The sequence below is a fragment of the Paenibacillus sp. Marseille-Q9583 genome, assembly GCF_976954365.1.
In genome coordinates this window covers 16,950-37,010 of the sequence record NZ_CDRJTB010000012.1, presented here as the reverse complement: position 1 = coordinate 37,010, position 20,061 = coordinate 16,950, and the positions used below count along the sequence as shown (strand labels likewise).

Annotated in this window: 11 protein-coding genes; 1 reads left to right on the top strand and 10 read right to left on the bottom strand. The window is 46.8% G+C overall.

Annotated elements, in window-relative coordinates:
* Window positions 1–50 precede the first annotated feature (50 nt).
* From ACWNM1_RS08320 to ACWNM1_RS08290, 7 genes are all read right to left on the bottom strand, one after another.
* Window positions 51–2,111 (bottom strand): alpha-galactosidase, encoded by a 2,061-nt coding sequence (locus ACWNM1_RS08320; protein WP_449600625.1) that lies wholly within the window; start codon window positions 2,109–2,111, stop codon window positions 51–53.
* A 448-nt stretch (window positions 2,112–2,559) separates the two neighbouring features.
* Window positions 2,560–4,941, bottom strand: coding sequence for a glycoside hydrolase family 95 protein (locus ACWNM1_RS08315; RefSeq protein ID WP_449600624.1), 2,382 nt, complete (start codon window positions 4,939–4,941; stop codon window positions 2,560–2,562).
* Window positions 4,942–5,087: 146 nt separating this feature from the next.
* Window positions 5,088–6,791 (bottom strand): alpha-1,3-galactosidase-related protein, encoded by a 1,704-nt coding sequence (locus tag ACWNM1_RS08310; protein WP_449600623.1) that lies wholly within the window; start codon window positions 6,789–6,791, stop codon window positions 5,088–5,090.
* Window positions 6,792–6,855: 64 nt separating this feature from the next.
* Complete coding sequence (locus tag ACWNM1_RS08305) at window positions 6,856–7,989, bottom strand: SGNH/GDSL hydrolase family protein (RefSeq protein ID WP_449600622.1); 1,134 nt, start codon at window positions 7,987–7,989, stop codon at window positions 6,856–6,858.
* A gap of 98 nt (window positions 7,990–8,087) precedes the next feature.
* Window positions 8,088–9,743 (bottom strand): extracellular solute-binding protein, encoded by a 1,656-nt coding sequence (locus ACWNM1_RS08300; protein ID WP_449600661.1) that lies wholly within the window; start codon window positions 9,741–9,743, stop codon window positions 8,088–8,090.
* Between the two features lie 108 nt (window positions 9,744–9,851).
* On the bottom strand, window positions 9,852–10,748 hold the full coding sequence (locus ACWNM1_RS08295; RefSeq protein WP_449600621.1) for a carbohydrate ABC transporter permease: 897 nt from the start codon (window positions 10,746–10,748) through the stop codon (window positions 9,852–9,854).
* A 15-nt stretch (window positions 10,749–10,763) separates the two neighbouring features.
* Complete coding sequence (locus ACWNM1_RS08290) at window positions 10,764–11,648, bottom strand: ABC transporter permease (RefSeq protein ID WP_143759569.1); 885 nt, start codon at window positions 11,646–11,648, stop codon at window positions 10,764–10,766.
* A gap of 407 nt (window positions 11,649–12,055) precedes the next feature.
* Here ACWNM1_RS08290 and ACWNM1_RS08285 point away from each other — a divergent pair, with 407 nt between their 5' ends.
* On the top strand, window positions 12,056–12,979 hold the full coding sequence (locus tag ACWNM1_RS08285) for a helix-turn-helix transcriptional regulator (protein ID WP_449600620.1): 924 nt from the start codon (window positions 12,056–12,058) through the stop codon (window positions 12,977–12,979).
* Between the two features lie 181 nt (window positions 12,980–13,160).
* Here the strand turns inward: ACWNM1_RS08285 and ACWNM1_RS08280 are convergent, their stop codons facing one another.
* The 3 genes from ACWNM1_RS08280 to ACWNM1_RS08270 form a co-directional block, all read right to left on the bottom strand.
* Window positions 13,161–15,371 (bottom strand): helix-turn-helix domain-containing protein, encoded by a 2,211-nt coding sequence (locus ACWNM1_RS08280; RefSeq protein ID WP_449600619.1) that lies wholly within the window; start codon window positions 15,369–15,371, stop codon window positions 13,161–13,163.
* A gap of 282 nt (window positions 15,372–15,653) precedes the next feature.
* Window positions 15,654–15,995 carry an NAD-dependent epimerase/dehydratase family protein gene (locus tag ACWNM1_RS08275; RefSeq protein ID WP_449600618.1) on the bottom strand — a complete coding sequence of 114 codons (342 nt, stop codon included), beginning with the start codon at window positions 15,993–15,995 and terminating at the stop codon, window positions 15,654–15,656.
* 78 nt (window positions 15,996–16,073) lie between these two features.
* Window positions 16,074–19,973 (bottom strand): X2-like carbohydrate binding domain-containing protein, encoded by a 3,900-nt coding sequence (locus ACWNM1_RS08270; RefSeq protein ID WP_449600660.1) that lies wholly within the window; start codon window positions 19,971–19,973, stop codon window positions 16,074–16,076.
* Window positions 19,974–20,061 lie beyond the last annotated feature (88 nt).

The following is a 20,061-nucleotide window of genomic DNA, read 5'->3' as shown; positions in this document are numbered from 1 at the left end:
GCGCTATCCGCGAGAAGCGGTTGCGCGTATTCTTTTTTCAATGTGTATAATCACTTGGCTTTTGCCGTTAATTTGAAGATTTTGGACTCTGCCGGTTCGAGCGTAACTACAAGCTCTCCCGCTGTTTCCCCTTGTGTGCCTTCCCATAGATCAAGCAGTTGGTAAGCTGCTTGACCCTTCAACCCAGCACGCTCCAAGGAGATAGATTTATGAGCAGAATTCGCAGCATCATAGTTGAAGACAGCAAGATAGAATACATCATCTTCTGCATCTTCAAGTACGAAAGTATCGGAAGCTTGCTTGCCAAGATCCCCTTCGACAGGGTGGAAAGTCTTCCCTAGGCGGGCTACATCCATAATCTCTTTATTGCCCAGCCACGCTTTGGCCCGGGCGGCTGCTTCTTCTTTTCGGAAATCATCGCCTAGCAGAAGTACCGTTCCAGCGATGACCGAAGCAGTCAGTCGGCTCCGTCCTTCATGCCAGCCAGTGGCATCTTGGTTGTGGCTCTTGTAGAGCACGGAATGATCCGGGTCATTGTAATGGTACAAGGTATGACTCATCCACCAGCCATGTGTCAACGAGTTCAGCAAATATTCTGTATCGTGTAGCGTGCCGAAGACATCACAGGATACCCGGCGGCTATGCGCAAATGCATAAGGGAACAATGGCGCGATGGATAGATTGATAAAGAACGGCCGACCGATCACCTCTGGTGAGAGCTTGTTCTGCAAGTAAGTCATCCCATAGTGATATGCCGCAATTCCCGTCGTAATCTCCGGATTGTAATGTTGCCCTTCCAGTGCACCATGTGCCAAGAAGTCTAGCTTGACATACTCGAAGCCTTCCGAGATAAATTTATTCGTGTACCAATCTATTCTTTGCAGGTTGCCTGGATGTGTCGGGTCAATGGCCAGCCCTCCATCAACATCCGGCAAAATTTCTCCTTCGCTGTCTCGCAGCAAGATATCACCATAAGTGTATTTGCCGTTTGTACCTTCCACGAGATCTCCAAACTGAGCCGGACTTCCCCAGAAAGCAAAAGGCGTCCAGTAAGTTCCCGGTCTATGACCGTTCTCCCGAACCAGGCCCAGTGCATTCTTCATTTCTTCTGGTGTGAAATTGTCCCAGAAAGCATCAAAGTTGATGTACAGTGTGTCCTCATTCTGGAATCCTAGCGGCTGCACTTCATTTTTCAGAAAATTACTGGTGGATGTATACAGATCGTAATCAAGCTCAGCCATTGCCGCAGACCAGCTATTCCAGCCGATAGGAACGCCGCCATCCCATGACAGAGGAGCCTCTATCCAGGTATTAGCCTGACCGTACGCTTCAAGCCCTCTTCTATAATCGTCATAGAACCCTACGAAAACGAGCGGTGACTCTACTCTTGTTCCTTTCACATAACCATGTGGCTGGAAATCGCGGGTCATTTCACTTACAGCGCCGCCGTAAAGATCCAGCTCCTCGATCCCTCCGCTCCGTTCGCTTTTGATACGAATCCCTGTCTTCCACACCTTGTGCGTAATGGAACCCATAATAATTCCCTGCCGGCTTTCCGGCGCGAACAATGCAGTTACTTCATAGCTTTCCGTATCCATCGGCGGCTTCACTACTGTATATCTGACCCACTTGTCGTTGTCGTACGGCACACGCAGAATGCTTGGTTCTTCGGGTTGCCCTGACTCCCCGCCAAGTGACACCGATTTGGTCTGAAGGACTGCCATCCGGTTTGCCTTGATTTCTTCGTCGCTTGCGATTACGATTTGCATCAATACAAATGATGAAGATTCATAAATATAGAAATGCTGCTCCAGCTGTGGCAGCAGGGACGTTTCGTGCAAAATGACTACGTGAACACCTTTTCCAAAGCCCTCACGAACTACCACTTCCTGAGACTTCAGTGTGTGGCTCTGATAATGTTCCGTGTTATATTCCCGACCTTGCCAGCGGAATGCACTGCGAATCCCTCTTACATGAGAAGTGTTTCCGCGGGCAACGGATGCTTCACCCGTCCCGAGATCAATCTCTAGATTCACCTCACCATTGGTTACACGGATAAGAGATGCTGTGTCCATATTCACTTTTACCGTTGTAGCACTATCAGTTAGCATGATTTGCCTCCTTGTTACTGCGTTTTGGACCTTGAAGGCGGCAGGCTCTGTACCTGTGTCCCCCAAGTATGCCCTCATTATAAAGATCAGATAAAGCGTTTTCTATACAACGATCTTCCGATCCATACCGCGATCTAACACATCTAACACAAACCTAAATCCCCTAGTATTCATGCGGAAGACAAGAACAAGAGGCTGTACATAAAATACTGCTCATGCTCAACAATTTCGTATCCACACTCCGTTTTTACCTTCGGGCAGCTAGAAGAGATAGATTAGGGAAACCTCCCTAAAAAACAGAGTGAATTCCAAATTCACCACCAGATCGGATGAATTTCAAGGAGTTTTTCCCTAATTGTTGATCAGCATTATATTCGTACAAAAAAACAGCAGCAGGATCCTGTAATTTAGGTCTCTGCTGCTGTCCATATTCGTATGAAACTGACTATTATTGCTTACCAACTATAAGCTTGTAGGTCTGGCCTGCGGTCGTTGGAAAGCTCACAGTTCCATCTACGGAGCGGTCAAATTCCACCTCGTTGCCGCCATTACTAACCATGAGCGAAGCATCTGTGCGGATCACACATTCATTGCCTAGAAGGGAGGTAATCTGTGCTTCCACGAGATGGCCTCTATCCCACTGAATGCTAACTTCAAAGCCACCGCGGGCACGTAGTCCCGCCACACTTCCCTCCTGCCATTCATCTGGCAGTGCAGGCAGCAGATCGAGATGCCCGAGGTGAGATTGCAGTAGCATCTCAGCAATTCCGGCAGAAGCGGCGAAGTTACCATCAATTTGGAACGGTGGATGTGCGCCAAGCAGATTGGCATAAACCCCGCCGTGACTATACTGTTCGGACTCCCCGTCCTTCACCAGCCGCAGCATGTTTGAGAGCAGTCGTAGGGAGCGGTTGCCATCCCGGAAGCGGCTCCAGAGCGCAACTCTCCAGCCCAGACTCCAGCCCGTGCTCTCGTCCCCACGCCGTTCAAGCGAAGTTTTGGCGGCAGCGAACAGCTCAGGGGTCTCTTCTTCTGACAACTGCCGGCCCGGATAGTTACCGACCAAATGCGAGGTATGTCTGTGATACATATCTTCATCCTCAAAGTCTAAGGACCATTCCTGCAACTGTCCGTACTTACCAACCTGCAGTGGCAATAAACGTTCACGAGCACTTACCAATTCTGCACGCAAATCCTCATCCGTTCCAAGCGTTTCCGAAGCCTCGATACAATTCGTAAACAGCTCCCAGATGAGCGAAATATCCATAGTAGCACCTGCGCTGACTGCAGCCAAGCCCTCCGCTGTCTGGAATTTATGCTCTGGTGAAGTGGATGGGGAAGTCACAAGCCTTCCGTTACCATCGTCAATAAGCCAATCCAGTGCAAACAGAGCCGCCTCCTTCATCACAGGATAAGCGGAAGTCCGTAAATATTCCTCGTCCCCGCCAAAAGCATAATGCTCCCAGAGATGTTGTGTCAGCCAAACGCCACTCATCGTCCAGTAAGCCCAGCTTGGATCTCCGTCACCATAATCCCCCACCGGTGCTGTCTGTGCCCAAAGATCCGTATTATGATGAGCCACCCAGCCTCGGGCACCATAGTTGACTTGAGCAGTCTCCGCACCCATCTTCGCCAAATTTCCGATCATATCCAGCAGCGGCTCATGACATTCCGCCAGATTACAAATTTCAGCTGGCCAATAATTCATCTCTGTATTGATATTCAGTGTATAGTTGCTACTCCACGGCGGACGCGTAACCGCATTCCATATTCCCTGCAGATTAGTAGCCTGTGTTCCGGGGCGCGAGCTTGCGATCATCAAATAGCGCCCGTAATGAAACAGCAACTCGACAAGACCAGGGTCTTGTGCCGCGTATGTCGTAATCCGTTGCTCCGTGGACATCGACTCCGGGGCTAGCGTCTTACCTAATTGGAGCTTCACTCGGTCAAAAAGTGATCGGTAATCCTCGACATGCGCTTGAAGCAAGCTGTCGTAAGACTTTCCATTCACATCTGCCAAGTAAGAAGCTGCAATAGCAGAAGCATCTTTCCCCTCAGCTCCCGGGATTTTGTCAAAGCCATTAAAGCCTGTAGCCGCGCTAAAATAGAAGGTTGCAGCCGTTCCTCCCAACAGATGAATTCCACTACCGTCAACGGTAACTTCCCCATCCTCTGCCACTACGGAGAGTTGTCCTTCAAAGGCCATGCCCTTGCTCTTGCCAGGTTCTCCGTATTGGATCGGATGGTCACTCCAGAAATAACTTGGATCAACATGCTCCGGTGCAGTTCCCGAGAGTACAAAGTTATCACCCTGAGCGTGAAGGCTATGCCGAAGCGAACTATCTAGCGTAGCATGTAGATTCAGCGCTCCCGGTGCACTTGCAGTCAGACGCAGCACGAGCAACTGATCAGGATGTGAAGCGAACATCTCACGGGTATAAGTAACATTACCAATCTTGTATTCAATGCGGTGAACCGCATGTTCAATATCTAATGTCCGCCGATAGGATTGATAAACACCACCATGCTCAAAACGAAGTAGTAAATCTCCAAAAGGCAGATACGATTGGGTGTACGGACCTAGCATCTCTCTAGTCAGGGTGTCCGCTTCTGTATACCGGCCCTCCTGAATCAGCTTTCGAACTTTTGGCAGAGCTTCCTTCGCATCTGGATTGTTCCCATCCTTCGGGAATCCCGACCATAATGTATCCTCGTTTAGACTGACTTTCTCCTGTTCCACACCGCCGAAGATCATACCACCCAGACGGCCATTCCCAATCGGAAGTCCTTCGGTCCATACATTTGCTGGCTTGTCATATTGAAGTTTCATTGGTTCTCTCCCTCACGATCTGTCATGAATTAAATAATGTATTCCCCCAAGTCTGCCCTCATTATAAAGATCAGATAAAGCGTTTTCTATACATCGATCTACCGATCCATATCGCGATCTAACACAACCTACCCTAACTCATTGAATTAATTATCCTGAATATCGACCTCGCTACAGGCGGTTAAACGTATCGCATCCGCAACACTGGAAAGACAGTTCGTACTTTCCCCACCCATGACAATTTCGTTAGCACTGAAGACCAGTCCGCGGGTGCTCTTGGCACTAAGGACTAACGTTTCACCAGTCTCGAACCTGTTGTTCTTAATAACTATACCCTGATGAACAGGAGTGTTGTCATCAACCTCTGTGTTCTCTGGCGAAATGAAAATAACCGGATGCTCGATGCCCCCGCATTCAATAAAATAATTCTCAGCGATGGTTACATCCTCTACTTTGCCAGACTCATACCAAGACTCCGCATCCAGGGCAACCAGAATCGCACTCATTTGCATCCGATCAAAAACATTTCCCTTAATCTTTACTTTACGCCGGGTTGTCACAAGGATCCCGCGGGTCGGTACCCGAGCGAGGTGATTATTTACGACTTCAACCTCCGGTGTCCAGGTTACATTCTCGATCACATCATGGCTGCCAATCCCCTTAGAAATAGGCTGTGCTAAAGTCAGTATTAGCTCGCGTGGGTTGAGACGCGTAACCTCTATCACTTCATTAGCAGCATAGGTAGTCAGAGAGCCAGAACGAACAAATTCAATTTCGTCTCCCGGATGGAAGGCCGTAAAACCGTAAGTTTGCGGATGCATGAACCGAACCTTCACCTTATTCGCAGACAGCTGCTCCACGATCCGTAGATAGGTACCATGGATATTGACGACGTCATCATGAGAACCGGCAAAACGGCTGTCTGCAACAGTTATTTTACCTCGGCAGCTGGACATGTGGATGAAATCCGCAAAGCCAGTAACCGTTCGGCCTGTCTCCAGGCGCGGCGAAATATCCATGCGTTGAAAGGTGAGATTGTCGCTGAACTGCCCTACAACACCAAGTCCGTGTAAAAAATGCAGCCCCACATCGCTGAAGGTGATGTTAGAGCTTTCCACAATGAAGACACCTACCTGATCGCGAATACCATCACGGCTTTGCAGGACTTGCCGGGGGACAACCTCAGGCTGATGATCAAAATGCAAGCGGAGCTTCATCGGCTCCAGCTCTTCAACCGAATCAGCAAGCTCCGACCAGTTGTCCACCCGCCAAGTCGTATTGCGCAATGGATCGTAGGTCTGCATTGGTCCTTCCGAGAAGCTCCAGCCCTCACCGATCCAGACCAGCGTGCCATCCCTGATCTCATAACGCGAATCGGGGTGAACCTGGACATCGAAATAATGAGTACCACTTTCAGTAATCTCCATCTCTGTCACAGTCGGCCGAGCATAGTCGGTATGTAAATTACGAATCTCTACATTTTTGCATCCATCCAGCAAGAACATAGTCTGCTTGCCATGGAAGATAAATTGAGAGCCATTGCCCTCAAATGTTAAATTGTGCAGCCCCTTTAAGAGAATTCCTATAGTCTTGGTGACATCAGGATTCTCTTCTTCACTGGTAGTGTTGGAGATGTAGTAGGGTTTCCGGATCGCCGCTTCCGGATAGAAATGATAGCAGCCTTTTGGACAATCCAGCAGGACTGGCCCAGTTATTTCGGCGGCTGCCTCAATAGCTCTTGTCATGGCTGGCTGAGCATCCAAGCCGGAATCCGGCAGAACACCATAATCAGTCAGGCGGATTACGATAGGAGAAGAATCGACGCTGTGTTCTGTAAAAGAAATGATCAACACCAACTTCCTCAGCATTGTAAACGCTTAATAAGAGGCAGTATAATCCTCTAGGTTAGAATAATCAATTGTACATTAGCTGCAAAATGCGTAGACTAGTGCCTTTACTCTGTTCATCCTTTTCCCCTGTAATTCGCACAGTAACTTGCAACTCCTGACGTTGTTCCTGGATTCCGAACATAGCAGTAATAGGCCGATACGCGAGCGGACACCATTCGTCGAATAAGTTAACCGTATGAAAAGGACCGCCATTCACCGAATATTCGAATATCCCACTATCCGGACCGTAGAGCAGCAGCAGACCGACGCTCTGTCCGGTTACTGTGTAAGAAAAAGCTGCCTCTTTGCTGTTCGTGTATAAATGCTCCGTTCCAAATCGCCAGTTCATCAGCGGATCTTCAGGGGTAAGCTCACATAGCTCAAATCCATCTGCATGATCAGCGCCTCTGAAATCCAGTAAGTTGCCGTATTCATAATTCCGCTCCTCCAGAGGAGGAATACTTAACGCGTTTCCGATATTTGAATGTGTGTTGTCAGGAACAAGAGCTGCATCCAAATATTCCTGTAAAAAAGAAGCATACAGCGCATGTCCGTCATCATTGGGATGATATCCATCCGGAGCCAGCTTGGTCCACTCCATTTGTCCCGCCTGAGTCTTCGCATAAACTCTTGCTGCGAAATTAACAGATGGAAGATCGTAATGCTCAGCTACTTCTTCGTGGACGGCAATGTTAAAGGGATTGCTCCCTGACAGATTCTTCTCTGCTGCCGTATACAAGAAGCAAATGTCAGTGCCGGGCGACAACCGTCTGCACTGGCGCACAATTCCTTCCAGACCTCTAATGGATTCTTCCCGGTCGTTGCCGTCATTGACGCTAAATTCAACGAATAGAAGATCAATCTTGCCGTATTCAAGGACATGCGACTGTAATCGGTGAGCGCCCAGCGTGGAATTCGTTCCACCCACTCCCGCGTTGATGGAGCGGAATTCATGATTCACAAATCGCTCCTGCAGATACTTACCAGTCAGCGCTCTCCAGCTAAATGTGTCCGCGTCGGAAGCACCTGCCCCCTCTGTAATGGAACCACCCAAAAAGGCGACAGTCACCGGCTCCTTTCCCGCAAGTCTTACGCTTGTATTCGGTAGTCCCCGTCTTGGAACCACAAATTGATGATTGCAATGTTTCTCTTCTGTCATGACTGATCCTCCGTAAATAAAAATGTATATTTTTCCTTGAAATCAAGAAATCAGGTGCTGCGGTATATCTTACAGCACCTGATTCTGATTTCAATATTTTATTTTTTAGAAGTTTCGTAAGCCTTTTGCAAGATTTCGAGATAACGATCTAGCTTCAGGTCTTTCAGACCTTTTATATATGCATCCCAATCTTTATTAAGATCCTTGTTGCCCGTGATGAATTGAAGCTGATTTTGCTCAATGTAATTCTTAATGTTGGTTTGCAGTAAACTCGCTTCATCGATTTCGCTTGGATCAATCCAAATCGACCAGATCGGGAATAATTCTTTAGGCTCATGTCCTTCATACAACAGAGTCGCATCATACAATCTGCGTTCATAACCGCTGGAAGCGTAGATGTCAGTAGCTTGAACGAAGGTATCACGGTACTCTTTTGGCATATAGAAGTGACCCATGCCGCTCCAGCCCGCATTGCGCGGCGCTTCGCCCTCCGCCATAGGAATGGTCTTGATCACTGGTTTAACATCTTTGTCCAGTGCTACATCGCCTTCTTCTGGATCAGTCCAATCAATGCCCTTCATACCACTACCACTATTGGTCTGTCCTTCGGAAGTAAACATGTAGTCTACCATTTTAATTAAAGCGATCTGTACTTCCTCGCTAGCTTTGTTGGTGATGACAAATTTCGCTCCCGGGGATACACCACCTGCATCATGAGTCGCATAGGAGATACCTTCCGGTCCGCTAATCGGGGGTACAGGATTGTAGTGTGCCGAGCTTCTATTGCCCGGATCAATATTGACGAAAATCGCAGGGTGCATGCCCGCACCAGCGCCCAGAATTTCCGCATCGGCATTTTCACCGATTTTCTTAAAGGCTTCCGCATTCTGTGTGAATGCCCCTGGATCAATCAAACCTGCGTCAAACAGAGATTTGATATAAGTCAGGCCTTCCTTCCACTCCGGTGTGACAGCCGCCGATTGAACTTTTCCATCCATCATGTTCAGATAATTGCGATCATCATCGTATACAAATGCATTCATGAGGAAGGGTACAATACGTACACCAAACTCCTCAATGGAGCCACTCAACGGCACTTCATCTGCTTTTCCATTCCCGTTCGGATCTTGTGTTTTGAAAGCTTCCAGCACTTTTTTGAATTCTTCGGTTGTCTTCGGCATTTCCAGATTCAGCTTCTTCAGCCACTCGGTATTGAGCCACATTTTGCTCGGATAGGAGCAGTGAAAGCATTCTGTGTAAGCGACAAGCCCGTAGATATTACCATCAGGCGCTGTGTTAAGCGTTCTCAAATTATCGTTCTTTTCCATAGCCGCTTTAATATTCGGAGCATATTTATCAATTAGATCGTTCAGAGGAATCAGTACGCCCTGTTTGCCATACTTCAGAAGATCTGCCTGTGAGAACTGATCGATATAGTGAGTGAGCAGGTAAGCATCTGGGTAATCACCACTAGCAAGTGAGATTTGGCGCTTTTCCTTGGCTCCGTCTGAAGGGTTGATTTCCCATTTGAATTTAATATTAAATTTGTCTTCCACAAATTTCGAAAATTTATTGGTAGGAACATCGATCCCGGATTCCTGAACCGAGAACACACTGATTTCCACCGGTTTGCTTGCTGATTCCGAGTTACCTGACTCAGCAGGTGCGGAGGATGTGTTATCTGTATTTTTATTAGCACATCCGCTTAACACCACCGTAAGAATGAATACCAGCACCAATGACAAGGTCATCATACTTTTCTTCAAATCCGATCACTCCCTTTTATAATTTAGGCAGGTACGATATCTTTCTGTCATTTTACTGCGTGCCTCTCCCCCTCTCCAGATTCTGAAAGCTGTGAATTAACCTTTAACTGAACCGACCAGCATTCCTTGGACAAAATAACGCTGAACAAACGGATAGATAACAAGTACAGGCAGAGTAGCGATAACTATAAGTGCATATTTGAGTAGCTCAGCAAGCTGCTGCCGCTCCACCATTTTCATCGCATCCATTGTACCTGCACTGTTGTTCTGGATGATGATGCTTCGTAAGACCAGCTGAAGCGGAAACAAATTCGCGGATTTCAAATAAATCAAAGCGTCAAAGTATGCATTCCACTGTCCTACCGCATACATAAGGACTAACACCGCGATAATGGGCTTCGATAATGGAATGACAACGCTCCAGACAAACCGCATATCACTGCAACCATCGATTTCGCTGGCTTCCAGCAGCTCCTCCGGAATGGAGGATTGAAAGAATGACCGGGCAATAATGACCTGCCATACCCAAATCGCGTTTGGTATCAGCAGTGCCCAGCGGGTATCAATCAAATGGAGTTCCTTCACGACCATATAGGTCGGAATCAGCCCGCCGCTGAAAATCATCGTAAAGGTGATGATCATCATCAAAGTGTTGCGTCCGAAGAAACCTCTGCGTGATAAAGGGTACGCGATCATGATCGTAAGCACAACACTAATGAACGTCCCTGCGGCTGTATAAAAAATGGAGTTGCCGTAGCCTGTAATGATCTCGGGTGTATTTAACAGAACCTCGAAACCTTTGAAGGAAATATCTACAGGCCATAACCAGACTCGACCGGAGGTAACGGCTGCTGGACTGCTAATCGAGCTGCTGATGATAAAAATTAGCGGATAAATCACCGCGATGACCACGAGGCTGAGTAGGATATAAATAGTGGTCAGAAATAACTTATCGCCAGTTGATTCTTTAATTTTTTGTTGAACTGCTGCCATGTGGTTGCTCCTTTCCTACCAGATGCTGTTGTTTGTAATGCGTTTAGCCAAGCCATTCACCGTAAGCAACAAAATAAGGTTGATTACCGAGTTGAATAGACCAACCGCAGTTGCAAAGCTATAATTGGCGTTCAGCAAACCGACCCGGTAGACATAAGTGGCAATGATCTCGGAATTCGCCAGATTGAGCGGGTTCTGCAGAAGATAGACCTTCTCAAAGCCAATAGCCATGACATTCCCAACATTCAAAATCAGGATGATGACGATGGTAGGCACAATACCTGGCAGATCAATATAACGAATTTTTTGAAAGCGTGAAGCGCCATCGACTTTGGCTGCCTCATAAAGCGTAGGATCTATACCGGCAAGCGCTGCTAAATAGATAACGGCACTGTAGCCCGCAGTCTGCCAAATATCAGACCAGACATAAATCGAACGAAACATTCCCGGTTCTCCAAGGAAATTGATCGACTCCAAACCGAAGAAGTTGAGAGCGATGTTCGCAAATCCAAGACGAGGCGCCATAAATAGCATAATAATGGACACCATGACAACCGTCGAGATGAAATAAGGCGCAAATGAGACCAGCTGGACGAACTTTTTGAACCTTCCCCCGCGCAATTCATTAATCATGAGCGCAAGGATAATCGGAATTGGAAATCCCGCCAGCAGCAGGTAACCACTAAGCATGATGGTGTTCTTGAGCAGCGTCCAAAACTGTGGATTATCAAAAAATAATCGAAAATTATGAAATCCAACCCATGGACTTCCCCATATTCCTTTAATCACGTTGTAGTCCTTGAAGGCTAGAACCGCGTTCAGCATTGGATAATACTTAAAAATGAGGAAAAATAACAGAGGTGGAATCACGAGCAAATGTAGCTGCCAGTGCTTTTTCATACTTCTACGAGCATTTTGTAAAAATACAGAGCCCTTACGCTTCGGTAATGACTTGTGGTGTAATACTATTTCTTTCTCCAGAACAATCCCCCCTAAGCAACCGCCAGTAGTTTATGATAGCGCTTTCTACGAGTTGATCATAATTGACTTTTATCCCCAAAGAAAAGGTACACTTGGGCATTTCAGCGTACAAATAACCCTATTCAGGGAGAACAAAATAGCTGTAGAACGGCCATTTTTCCGGAATCAGGACCCTCTCTGGAGATTTTCAATCTGGACAATTCTACCGGCAGTTGAATAAAGCGCATGAGACAATTCAACCAACGCTTGATAGGATTGCGTTTGCAGAAATGCTATGCTGTTTTTGACAGTGCGCACTGTACATTTTGTTTTATTGGAGGTATACAATGCTCGACTTGCGTAAAATTGGAGCTTATATTTCGAAGCTTCGCAAAGACCAGGATTTGACCCAATTGGAACTTGCCGATCAACTGAATGTAAGTCATCAAGCGGTATCGAAATGGGAACGGGGCGACTCGCTACCGGATATCGGAACGCTTCCGAAGTTTGCGAGATTATTCGGCAAAACGGTAGACGACATTTTAAATGCAGGAGACAATACAGAAATTCGGGAGCACCCGCACCTAGGAACGATCGTTGAGGAGATCGCAGAGAACAGGCCGGAACAGGTTGCAGAGATGGTCAATACCGGAGAGGCTGAGCTGGAGGAGCTTGTAGAAGTAGCGCCGTTTGTAAAAGCAAGCGCTCTGCATAAGGTTACAGAACGATTAGACAGCAGCGTCCTTAAGTTAGACGTGATCATGAAGCTGGCTCCGTTCCTTGGAACAGGTACATTGGATGAACTGGTTCGTCAGGCAGAAGAGGGCGAAATTGTGTGGAATACTATTACTGGACTCGCTCCGTTCGTCAGCAGCGACACATTAAGTCGACTGGTAGATAAATCGATTGACGGTTCCTTAGAAGTGCACAATCTTGTTGGGATTGCCCCATTTCTTGAAAGAGAACATGTAGATCGGTTGGTACAACAAGCAGAAGAGGGCAGCTTGAGCTGGCATTCCGTTCAAGGGCTGGCACCCTTTATTAGCAGAGAAACATTAAGCCGATTGGTAGACCGGGTTGCAGACGGTACTATCGATGCGGACCAGATCATAAGCCTCGCACCTTTTCTGGACAAGGAAAATCTCGAGAAGTTGATTGGTGGAGTCGATGCTAAACATCTTAGCCCAGATCTGCTGGCAAGTCTTGCTCCTTTCGTCGATCAAGGGACATTGAGCAGAATGGTGACAAACTTATTAAATAAAGTAAAGTAGACACGTGTATATCGGAGTTCAGAGATTGGTGATGCATAGACCGTCGGCGATCCTCAAAGCTACCGGGAAACGTTAGTTGAACGACAACAGCGGCAGTCTAAGACTTTATTTATCAAGTCTTGGTCCGCCGCTGCTTCTTTTAATGGATCAGTCTAATAGTTAATTTTCACCAAACAACTGTTTATTCATCAATTGACTGTCTATAAGCGCTCGGTGAAACGCCGATTAACCGCTTGAAGGCCCGTCTGAAAGAATGTGAACTGTTATAGCCCACCCGCATGGCAATCTCATCAACCGTATACCGACTATCTTTGAGCAAAATCACAGCCTGATCCATTCTCACTTTTATCAGATGATCGGAGAAATTGACCCCGGTAACCTCTTTAAACAATTGAGAAATGTATTTTTCAGGCCGTTCCACCTGTTCAGCTACCCGGTACAGACTCAGCTCTGTATCCGAATAATTCTCTACGGTATATTCCTTGATCTGCTTAATAATCTGAATATGAACATCCTTCTTTTTATTTGCAATAAGTCCGCACAGTTCTTCCATAATGACAAAAAATTCGGTCTGAATCATTTCGAGTCGTTCCGATGAACCAATGTCTATGACCCTCCGCTTCACACTCTCGATGTCCGGGTATTCTGTAAAAGCCTTTTGATCCAGAAGCTTAAGAAACGTCCCTTTTATTTCACCAACAAGCTGTTGCTTCATTTCCATGGATAATTCACGCTGTTCCATGTTCTGGGCAACAATCGCACGGACAATCCGTTTAGCCTCTTCTAGCTCTCCAGCCCGAATGGTACTGATCAGACGTTGCTCTGTATCCAGTGGATAATAGTAGGTCGTATTCTCATTTTGGGCTTCGCTACTCCATACAATTCCTTTTTTATTCATGTAGACGGCATATTCCAGAGCTTGCTTGGCTTGATCGAAGGAAAGGCTAACCTCCGTTATTTCCGTGAAAAGATCACCGAAGCCCGCCTGAGTAGTAATACGGTACTCATTAAAAACGTACTGCGCCAAATTCTCCAGAATGTTAGTGATATTTTCTGCCTCATACGCTTTGTCGGTCTCTTCTTCCTTGGAGAAAAACAGAGTTACCACTTTGTCGGAGCCCATATCCGTCATTAGTACATCCACTCCGAGATCCGATAGGGACTGCTTCAGCAGCAAACGGGAAGCATTCAGCTCATTGAGAATTTCAACGCTGTCCATGCCGGCATAGCCGTTAATCTGAACAATTCCTACATACCCAGTGTTCTGTTTCAAGTTAATCCCCACCTGCTCAGCGGCAGTGAGAATCTCATCATACGTTTTGAATTCACCTGCTAATAACCGCTTCAGAAATGCATCCCTGACCAACGGAAGCTGACGATTAAGTTCGGTTTCCAGCAACTTGTTCTTGGTGATCATATTGGCAATATTTCCGCTTAAAAAGTCAAATTCATTCTTGGCGGAGGCCTCTTCCTTACCAAATTGCTCCTTCATGACGCTAAGCATATGGTTGATTGGAGCGCTGTTACGGTAAGCTAAAATTAGTCCAACTACCAAGCCGATGAGTAATGTTCCTCCCGTAATTTGTATGGACATTTGCTTGATCTTGTTAGCATTCTCCATCAAAATATGCCGGGGAATCCCTGTCTGGTATACCCAGCCGTTCGAATCAGAACGAGTCGTGATCACTAGATCGTCTTCATAGAACTGACTAACCTTGTTTTTATCAAAATCCGAATCAGCGGTCATATGGGCCATTTTCTGCTCATCACTTCCCTGCAGGACAATCGTATTTCCTTCAGCATCGCTGATATGAACCCAGCCTCCGTATCGCTCAGTTAGACCAGATAACAGACTTGAAATGATTTTCTCGTCTATGATCACTACCGCGACAGCTGGTGAGGAATCGTTGAAACTATCCAGAGGGAGTGACTGCATATAGGTAATAACGGAAGTTTGCATGCCCCTGCTAACATAGTCACTGAGTGGCTTGATTTCACTGCGGTGTGTTTTCTCAAGCACTTCTTTGGTCCAATCCTGTAGCGAAAGATCCTTATAGTTGAAATTAGAGTAGTAATGTTCCGGACGGTAAGAAGAACCTGGGGTTAGAATAAGATTATAATTGGCGAGGTAAATATAATAGTTTTGCAAAAAATCATTCGTCTGACCGAAAGTCAGGACATTCCGCATCGTTCTCCAAATGCCATACACGTTCGTCTCATTGTCTCTTTCATTCATCAGAACGTTTAGCTCCTGGTTGACTGCTAATTGCCTGGTAAACCCTTCTACTTCCGCCATGCGGCGCTCCAATATTTCCTGACTTTTCTGGAGCTGGGTGACTCCGTTCTCAATAGAGATAGACTCTGTCACAGAAATCGAAGTCAGATAGGACATATATCCGCCAATGCTGGGAATGACCAAAATGACTACATAGGAGATTAAGAATTTACGAAAGATATTGGAATATTTAAGCGTAGTAACCCCTCCCCTAATATCATTTCGATAGCGCTATCATTACCATAGATTAAAACATTTTACTTGATAGTCAAGTGTGCAAACCCAATTTTACAGGTGTTAAAACTTTCAGAACTGGATAAAAAGCAGCGATATACGCCGTTATCACTGCTTTTTATTCACCATCCGAAATTTTTTTATCTTTCCAGTGTGTTAACCCTTCTAAGTTGTTCCCATCGTATGGCGGGTAGAACGTGAAGGCACAAAACCGAATTCCTCCTTGAACCGATCCATAGCCTTGCTTAGCCCATAGGCATCCGCTGCCAAACAGGGATGATCATCTGGGATAGGCAGCTCAAGCGGAATAAAATCCTCAGTGAGTCCACCCACCACGGCAATGGAGCTCGCTGTGATGAACTTTTGGCAACCGTGGTCAAGCAGATATCGGTACAATCTTCTTGTTCCCAGCACATTAACAGCAAGGCTTTCCTCCTCAGTTGAGCCGCCAGTAACCGCGGCAAGATGAATCACCGCCTGAATATCATACGAGTCCAGCCTGCTCATCTCCCCTTCTTTTTCTCATCTCATATCATTCAGAAAAAAGGGGCCAAAGAAGGCCCCTCCGTTCATTCATCGCTCAACTTATTCTGTCCACTGTTCTCCGCCTTGTGTACTAGGCTTCGAGATATGGTCGGTCGAAGCCTCCTCAATATCACCGAATGCCCAGTGGGAGACTGGAACATCGTTCCACCCTGGCTGTGTGACACCCATAAGCGGGCCCCTGCCCAAAACTCTGTTGATAGCTGTAACGGCTTCCGCACGAGTAAGCTTGGAATTCGGGCGGAAAGTTCCGTCACTGTAGCCATTCATTATGCCTATATCTTGGGCTTTCTTTATCGCCGCCTGTGCCCAGTGACCGGTGATGTCAGAGAAGCCACGGCCCGATGTTGTAGAAGAATTCGGGCTCAGCATGGCTGTTAAACTAGCCATTTCTGCACGCGTCAATGGTTGATTAGGCTTAAAAGTACCATCAATATAACCGTTCATTAGTCCCATCTTAGCTACTTTGGCAATAGCATCTGCCCCCCAATAGCTGGAGGGAACATCACTGAATGTTACGCCTGATCCAGTGGCCTCTTTCTCAGCAACCTTCGCTAGGATGGTTGCCATCTCAGCACGGGTAATGGGAGCATCGGGTTTAAAGAAGCCTCCCGGATATCCGTTGATATACGCCGAATGTCGCATCGTCTCGGCATCATCCTTCCCATCAGTTCCAGATGCCGGAGTTGGCGTTGGCGTCGGAATCAGGGTAGGTGTGGATGAAGGCAGAGCTGGTATAGAAGGCCCCCCTGCATCAGTTGGTGTAGGTGTTGCTGTCGGCGTTGGTGTTGGAGATTCTGTAGGGTTCGTTGTTCCGCCATCACTGGTTGGGACTGTGAATTTCAATTGATCTGTCAGCATGAGATTACCTGATTTCTTCACAGCTTTAAGTGTGTGTAAGCCGCTTGCCAATCCAGAAATACTATAAATCTCCTGTTGTGTCAGTCGACTCTGACTATAAGCATTCACGGTCTGAATCCATTGTCCGTCCACATAAATATCTACTTCACCTTGATCTGGACCCGTAGGTGTAATCAAGCGGATTCCAGTGCCCTTGAAGGTATATTCAAAGGAATCGCCGTCCACTGTCGTTGAATGCACATCATTAAGATAATCGCCACCAATAGTAAAGCTGAGGTTCAGCTTTCCCAGTGGTTGTGCTGCGAGATAAGATTTGTTCAGTGTAACACGGTCACCAGCTACCGTATAATCGGTCCCAGGAACCAGATGATATGATCCATTCGTAATGCCTATAAAGCTTTCCGGCTGTTGTAGAAGTGTAATCTCAATGTCCTGCTGAGCAGAAGGCGATTTATCAAAGCTCGCTGCGATCGGATTAATCATATTCGGAATCTCTACCTTGAGCATGTCAAGCAGCATGAATCTGCCTGATTTTTTCACAGCCTTGAGTGTGTGCTGTCCATCTGTAAGCCCAGAGATACTGTAGAGAATCTGCTGTGACAATCGCCCGTTTCGATAAGCGCTTACCGTGCCCTTGAATTGATCGTCTACATAGATATCCATATCCCCTTGTGATTCGTCTACCTCAGTGAACAGTTGAATTCCTGTTCCTCTGAAGGTATATTCAAAAGAATCACCATTCTGCTCCGCATACTGCACATCGTCATTGTAGTCGCCCATTCCTCTTCCACTACTGCGGGACCAAGTACCGTTATATTTGATTCCCGGATCGTCATTATTAACCATCACATAACGGATGCCTGTAGAATCGCTAATGTGTACCGCTAGTGTCTGTGAATCACCGGCGTTAAAGATGATGTTAAGACTTGTTATGCCAGCAGATTGCTGTGCAAGATATTCCTTCTTAATGGTCAATTGGTCATCAGTCACCGTATAATCTTCTTCGCGGAGTGCCACTCCATTATTCTCAATACCACTCACCGTATTACCATGCAGATTAAGCGTGACTGTGACATCCTTCTGTTGTTCCGTTGCTTTATCAAAACCAGCGGAAGTTGGAGTGATAGAACTGTTCTGACCCCCAGCCGGACTTTCTGTTGTCACTCTCAGCACGTCGAGCAGCATATAATTTCCCGATCCCTTGCTCACCTTAAGCGTGTGAGGGCCGTTAGAAAGTCCTGATACACTATAAAGAGATTGTTGTACCTCTCTCGCTCCACTTGTATACGCATTTACAGTCTGTGCAACCCCATCGTCTAATGTAACAATCATTTCTCCTTGCGATTCATGCTTTTCCGTCAGCAGCTCAATGCCCGTTCCCGTAAAGGTGTACTCAAAAGAATCACCGTCCTTCTCGGTATAGTGCACATCGCCATTATAATCTCCATGTTCTCGGGCTGAGCTTACCTGCCATGTGCCGTTGTATTTAATGCCGCTGTCATTATCATTAATGTAAACCACATCCGTAACGGTGGTATTGCTTGCCGAAGCTGAATCCGCAGCAGGGTCAGCCCCAGAGTTAAGAGCATCCTCTTGAGGAGTGTTCGTAGCAGCAGCACTGGAATCCTTGATTGTAATGCTCAGATCCTGCTTCCCCTCTAACAGCTCCTTGCCTCCATTTCGCTTCCAATCTCCTCGGTAGCGCATCCCTGTATCATCGTTATTGACAGCTGATGCACCGCTTAGCGCGGTTACTTTAAGCATGCGAGAGGCATGGGGTTCAAGGATGCCACCGCTGAATTCCTTCTCAAAGGTTCCCAGCTCAGAATGGCTCCATAGGTCGCGCACTGAAGCCGGACCATCAAGGCCAAGATCACTCCATTTGACTTTAACCTCCGCACCCCGAGTACCCAGATTAAACAAAGCAACGCTGTAAGTCCCATCTCCATTATTGGCGTACCAGACCTGCTGCTGGGTATCCATCGATACCGGATGGCCAGGACGTCCGGCCTGATTTACGGCAATTACCTCATCATTGGTAAGCAGTTCTAGTCCATAACTATCCAGCCGTGTCATGTCATTCCCTGTATAGAGCGGTACGGAAGAAATGGACCAAAACGTCATCGCAGTCTTCCGCTCATCCTTGGTCAGACCATCCATGGAGCCGTTACCAACATTCAGGGAATCGAAGTCATTCCAGCCGCCAGGACCTGCGTCCCGCCACCAAAGTGCCGCTTTGGGGAATAATCGGGAAATACTCGGCCATGCTGTCAACCCACTGCCGTCATAAGATTCAACGTCCCAATCAATTCGCCAACCGTTAGCATATTTTTTCCAGAATTCTACGTAATTGTGGTCGAGCGCCCAGGATAGCTCAAACCAGATGTTATTTCTATCCAAAGCCTTGGACCATGCTTCTACATCGCCGCGTGCATCCCGGCTCAAGTTGTCAATCCCCGACCCAGGGGTTACGCTGTCGAATTTGACGAAATCGATCCCCCACTCACCAAGCATATCTGCAATGGAATCCACATACTTCTGGGCACAGGGATTCGTGAAATCAATTTTATAGGTGTAGGAATTCCAATAATCCATAATGGTAAGCGGCTTGGCCGTAATATCCTGAATACGACATTCGCCGCCTGTCCCATGCACCTCAAGATTTCGGTTATATGCATCGATAGATACCCCCGGGATCAGATAGACCCCAATCTTTTGTCCATTATTATGAACATAGTCAATGACCTCCTGAAATCCGTTTGGATAAAGGACTTCACTAGGAATAGGTCTCCCGTATTCATCCATATCGCCATTCCAGCCCGCATCAATATTAATGTATTCATATCCATGGGCTTGCAGCTTCTCATGCATCGCATCCGATTGCTTCTTAACGCTCTCCGCCGATGTCCAGTTTCCTGCCCCATCATACACTTGCATACTGTAACTGCTCCAGCCCATATACGGCTTTTGAGCCATACTCTTTTCCGCCGCTTGCGCAACATTGCCTTTCATTCCTGTAAAACCGAACTGTGCAGCTGCAATAATGAATACTAGCAGACTCATACCCAATCTTTTTCCCATTCGCTTCAAATCATCCTTCCCCCCTCATGAAATGTGGTCAAAATTACTTTGATAGCGCTTTCTTTTGGAAAGATCATAATTGAATATG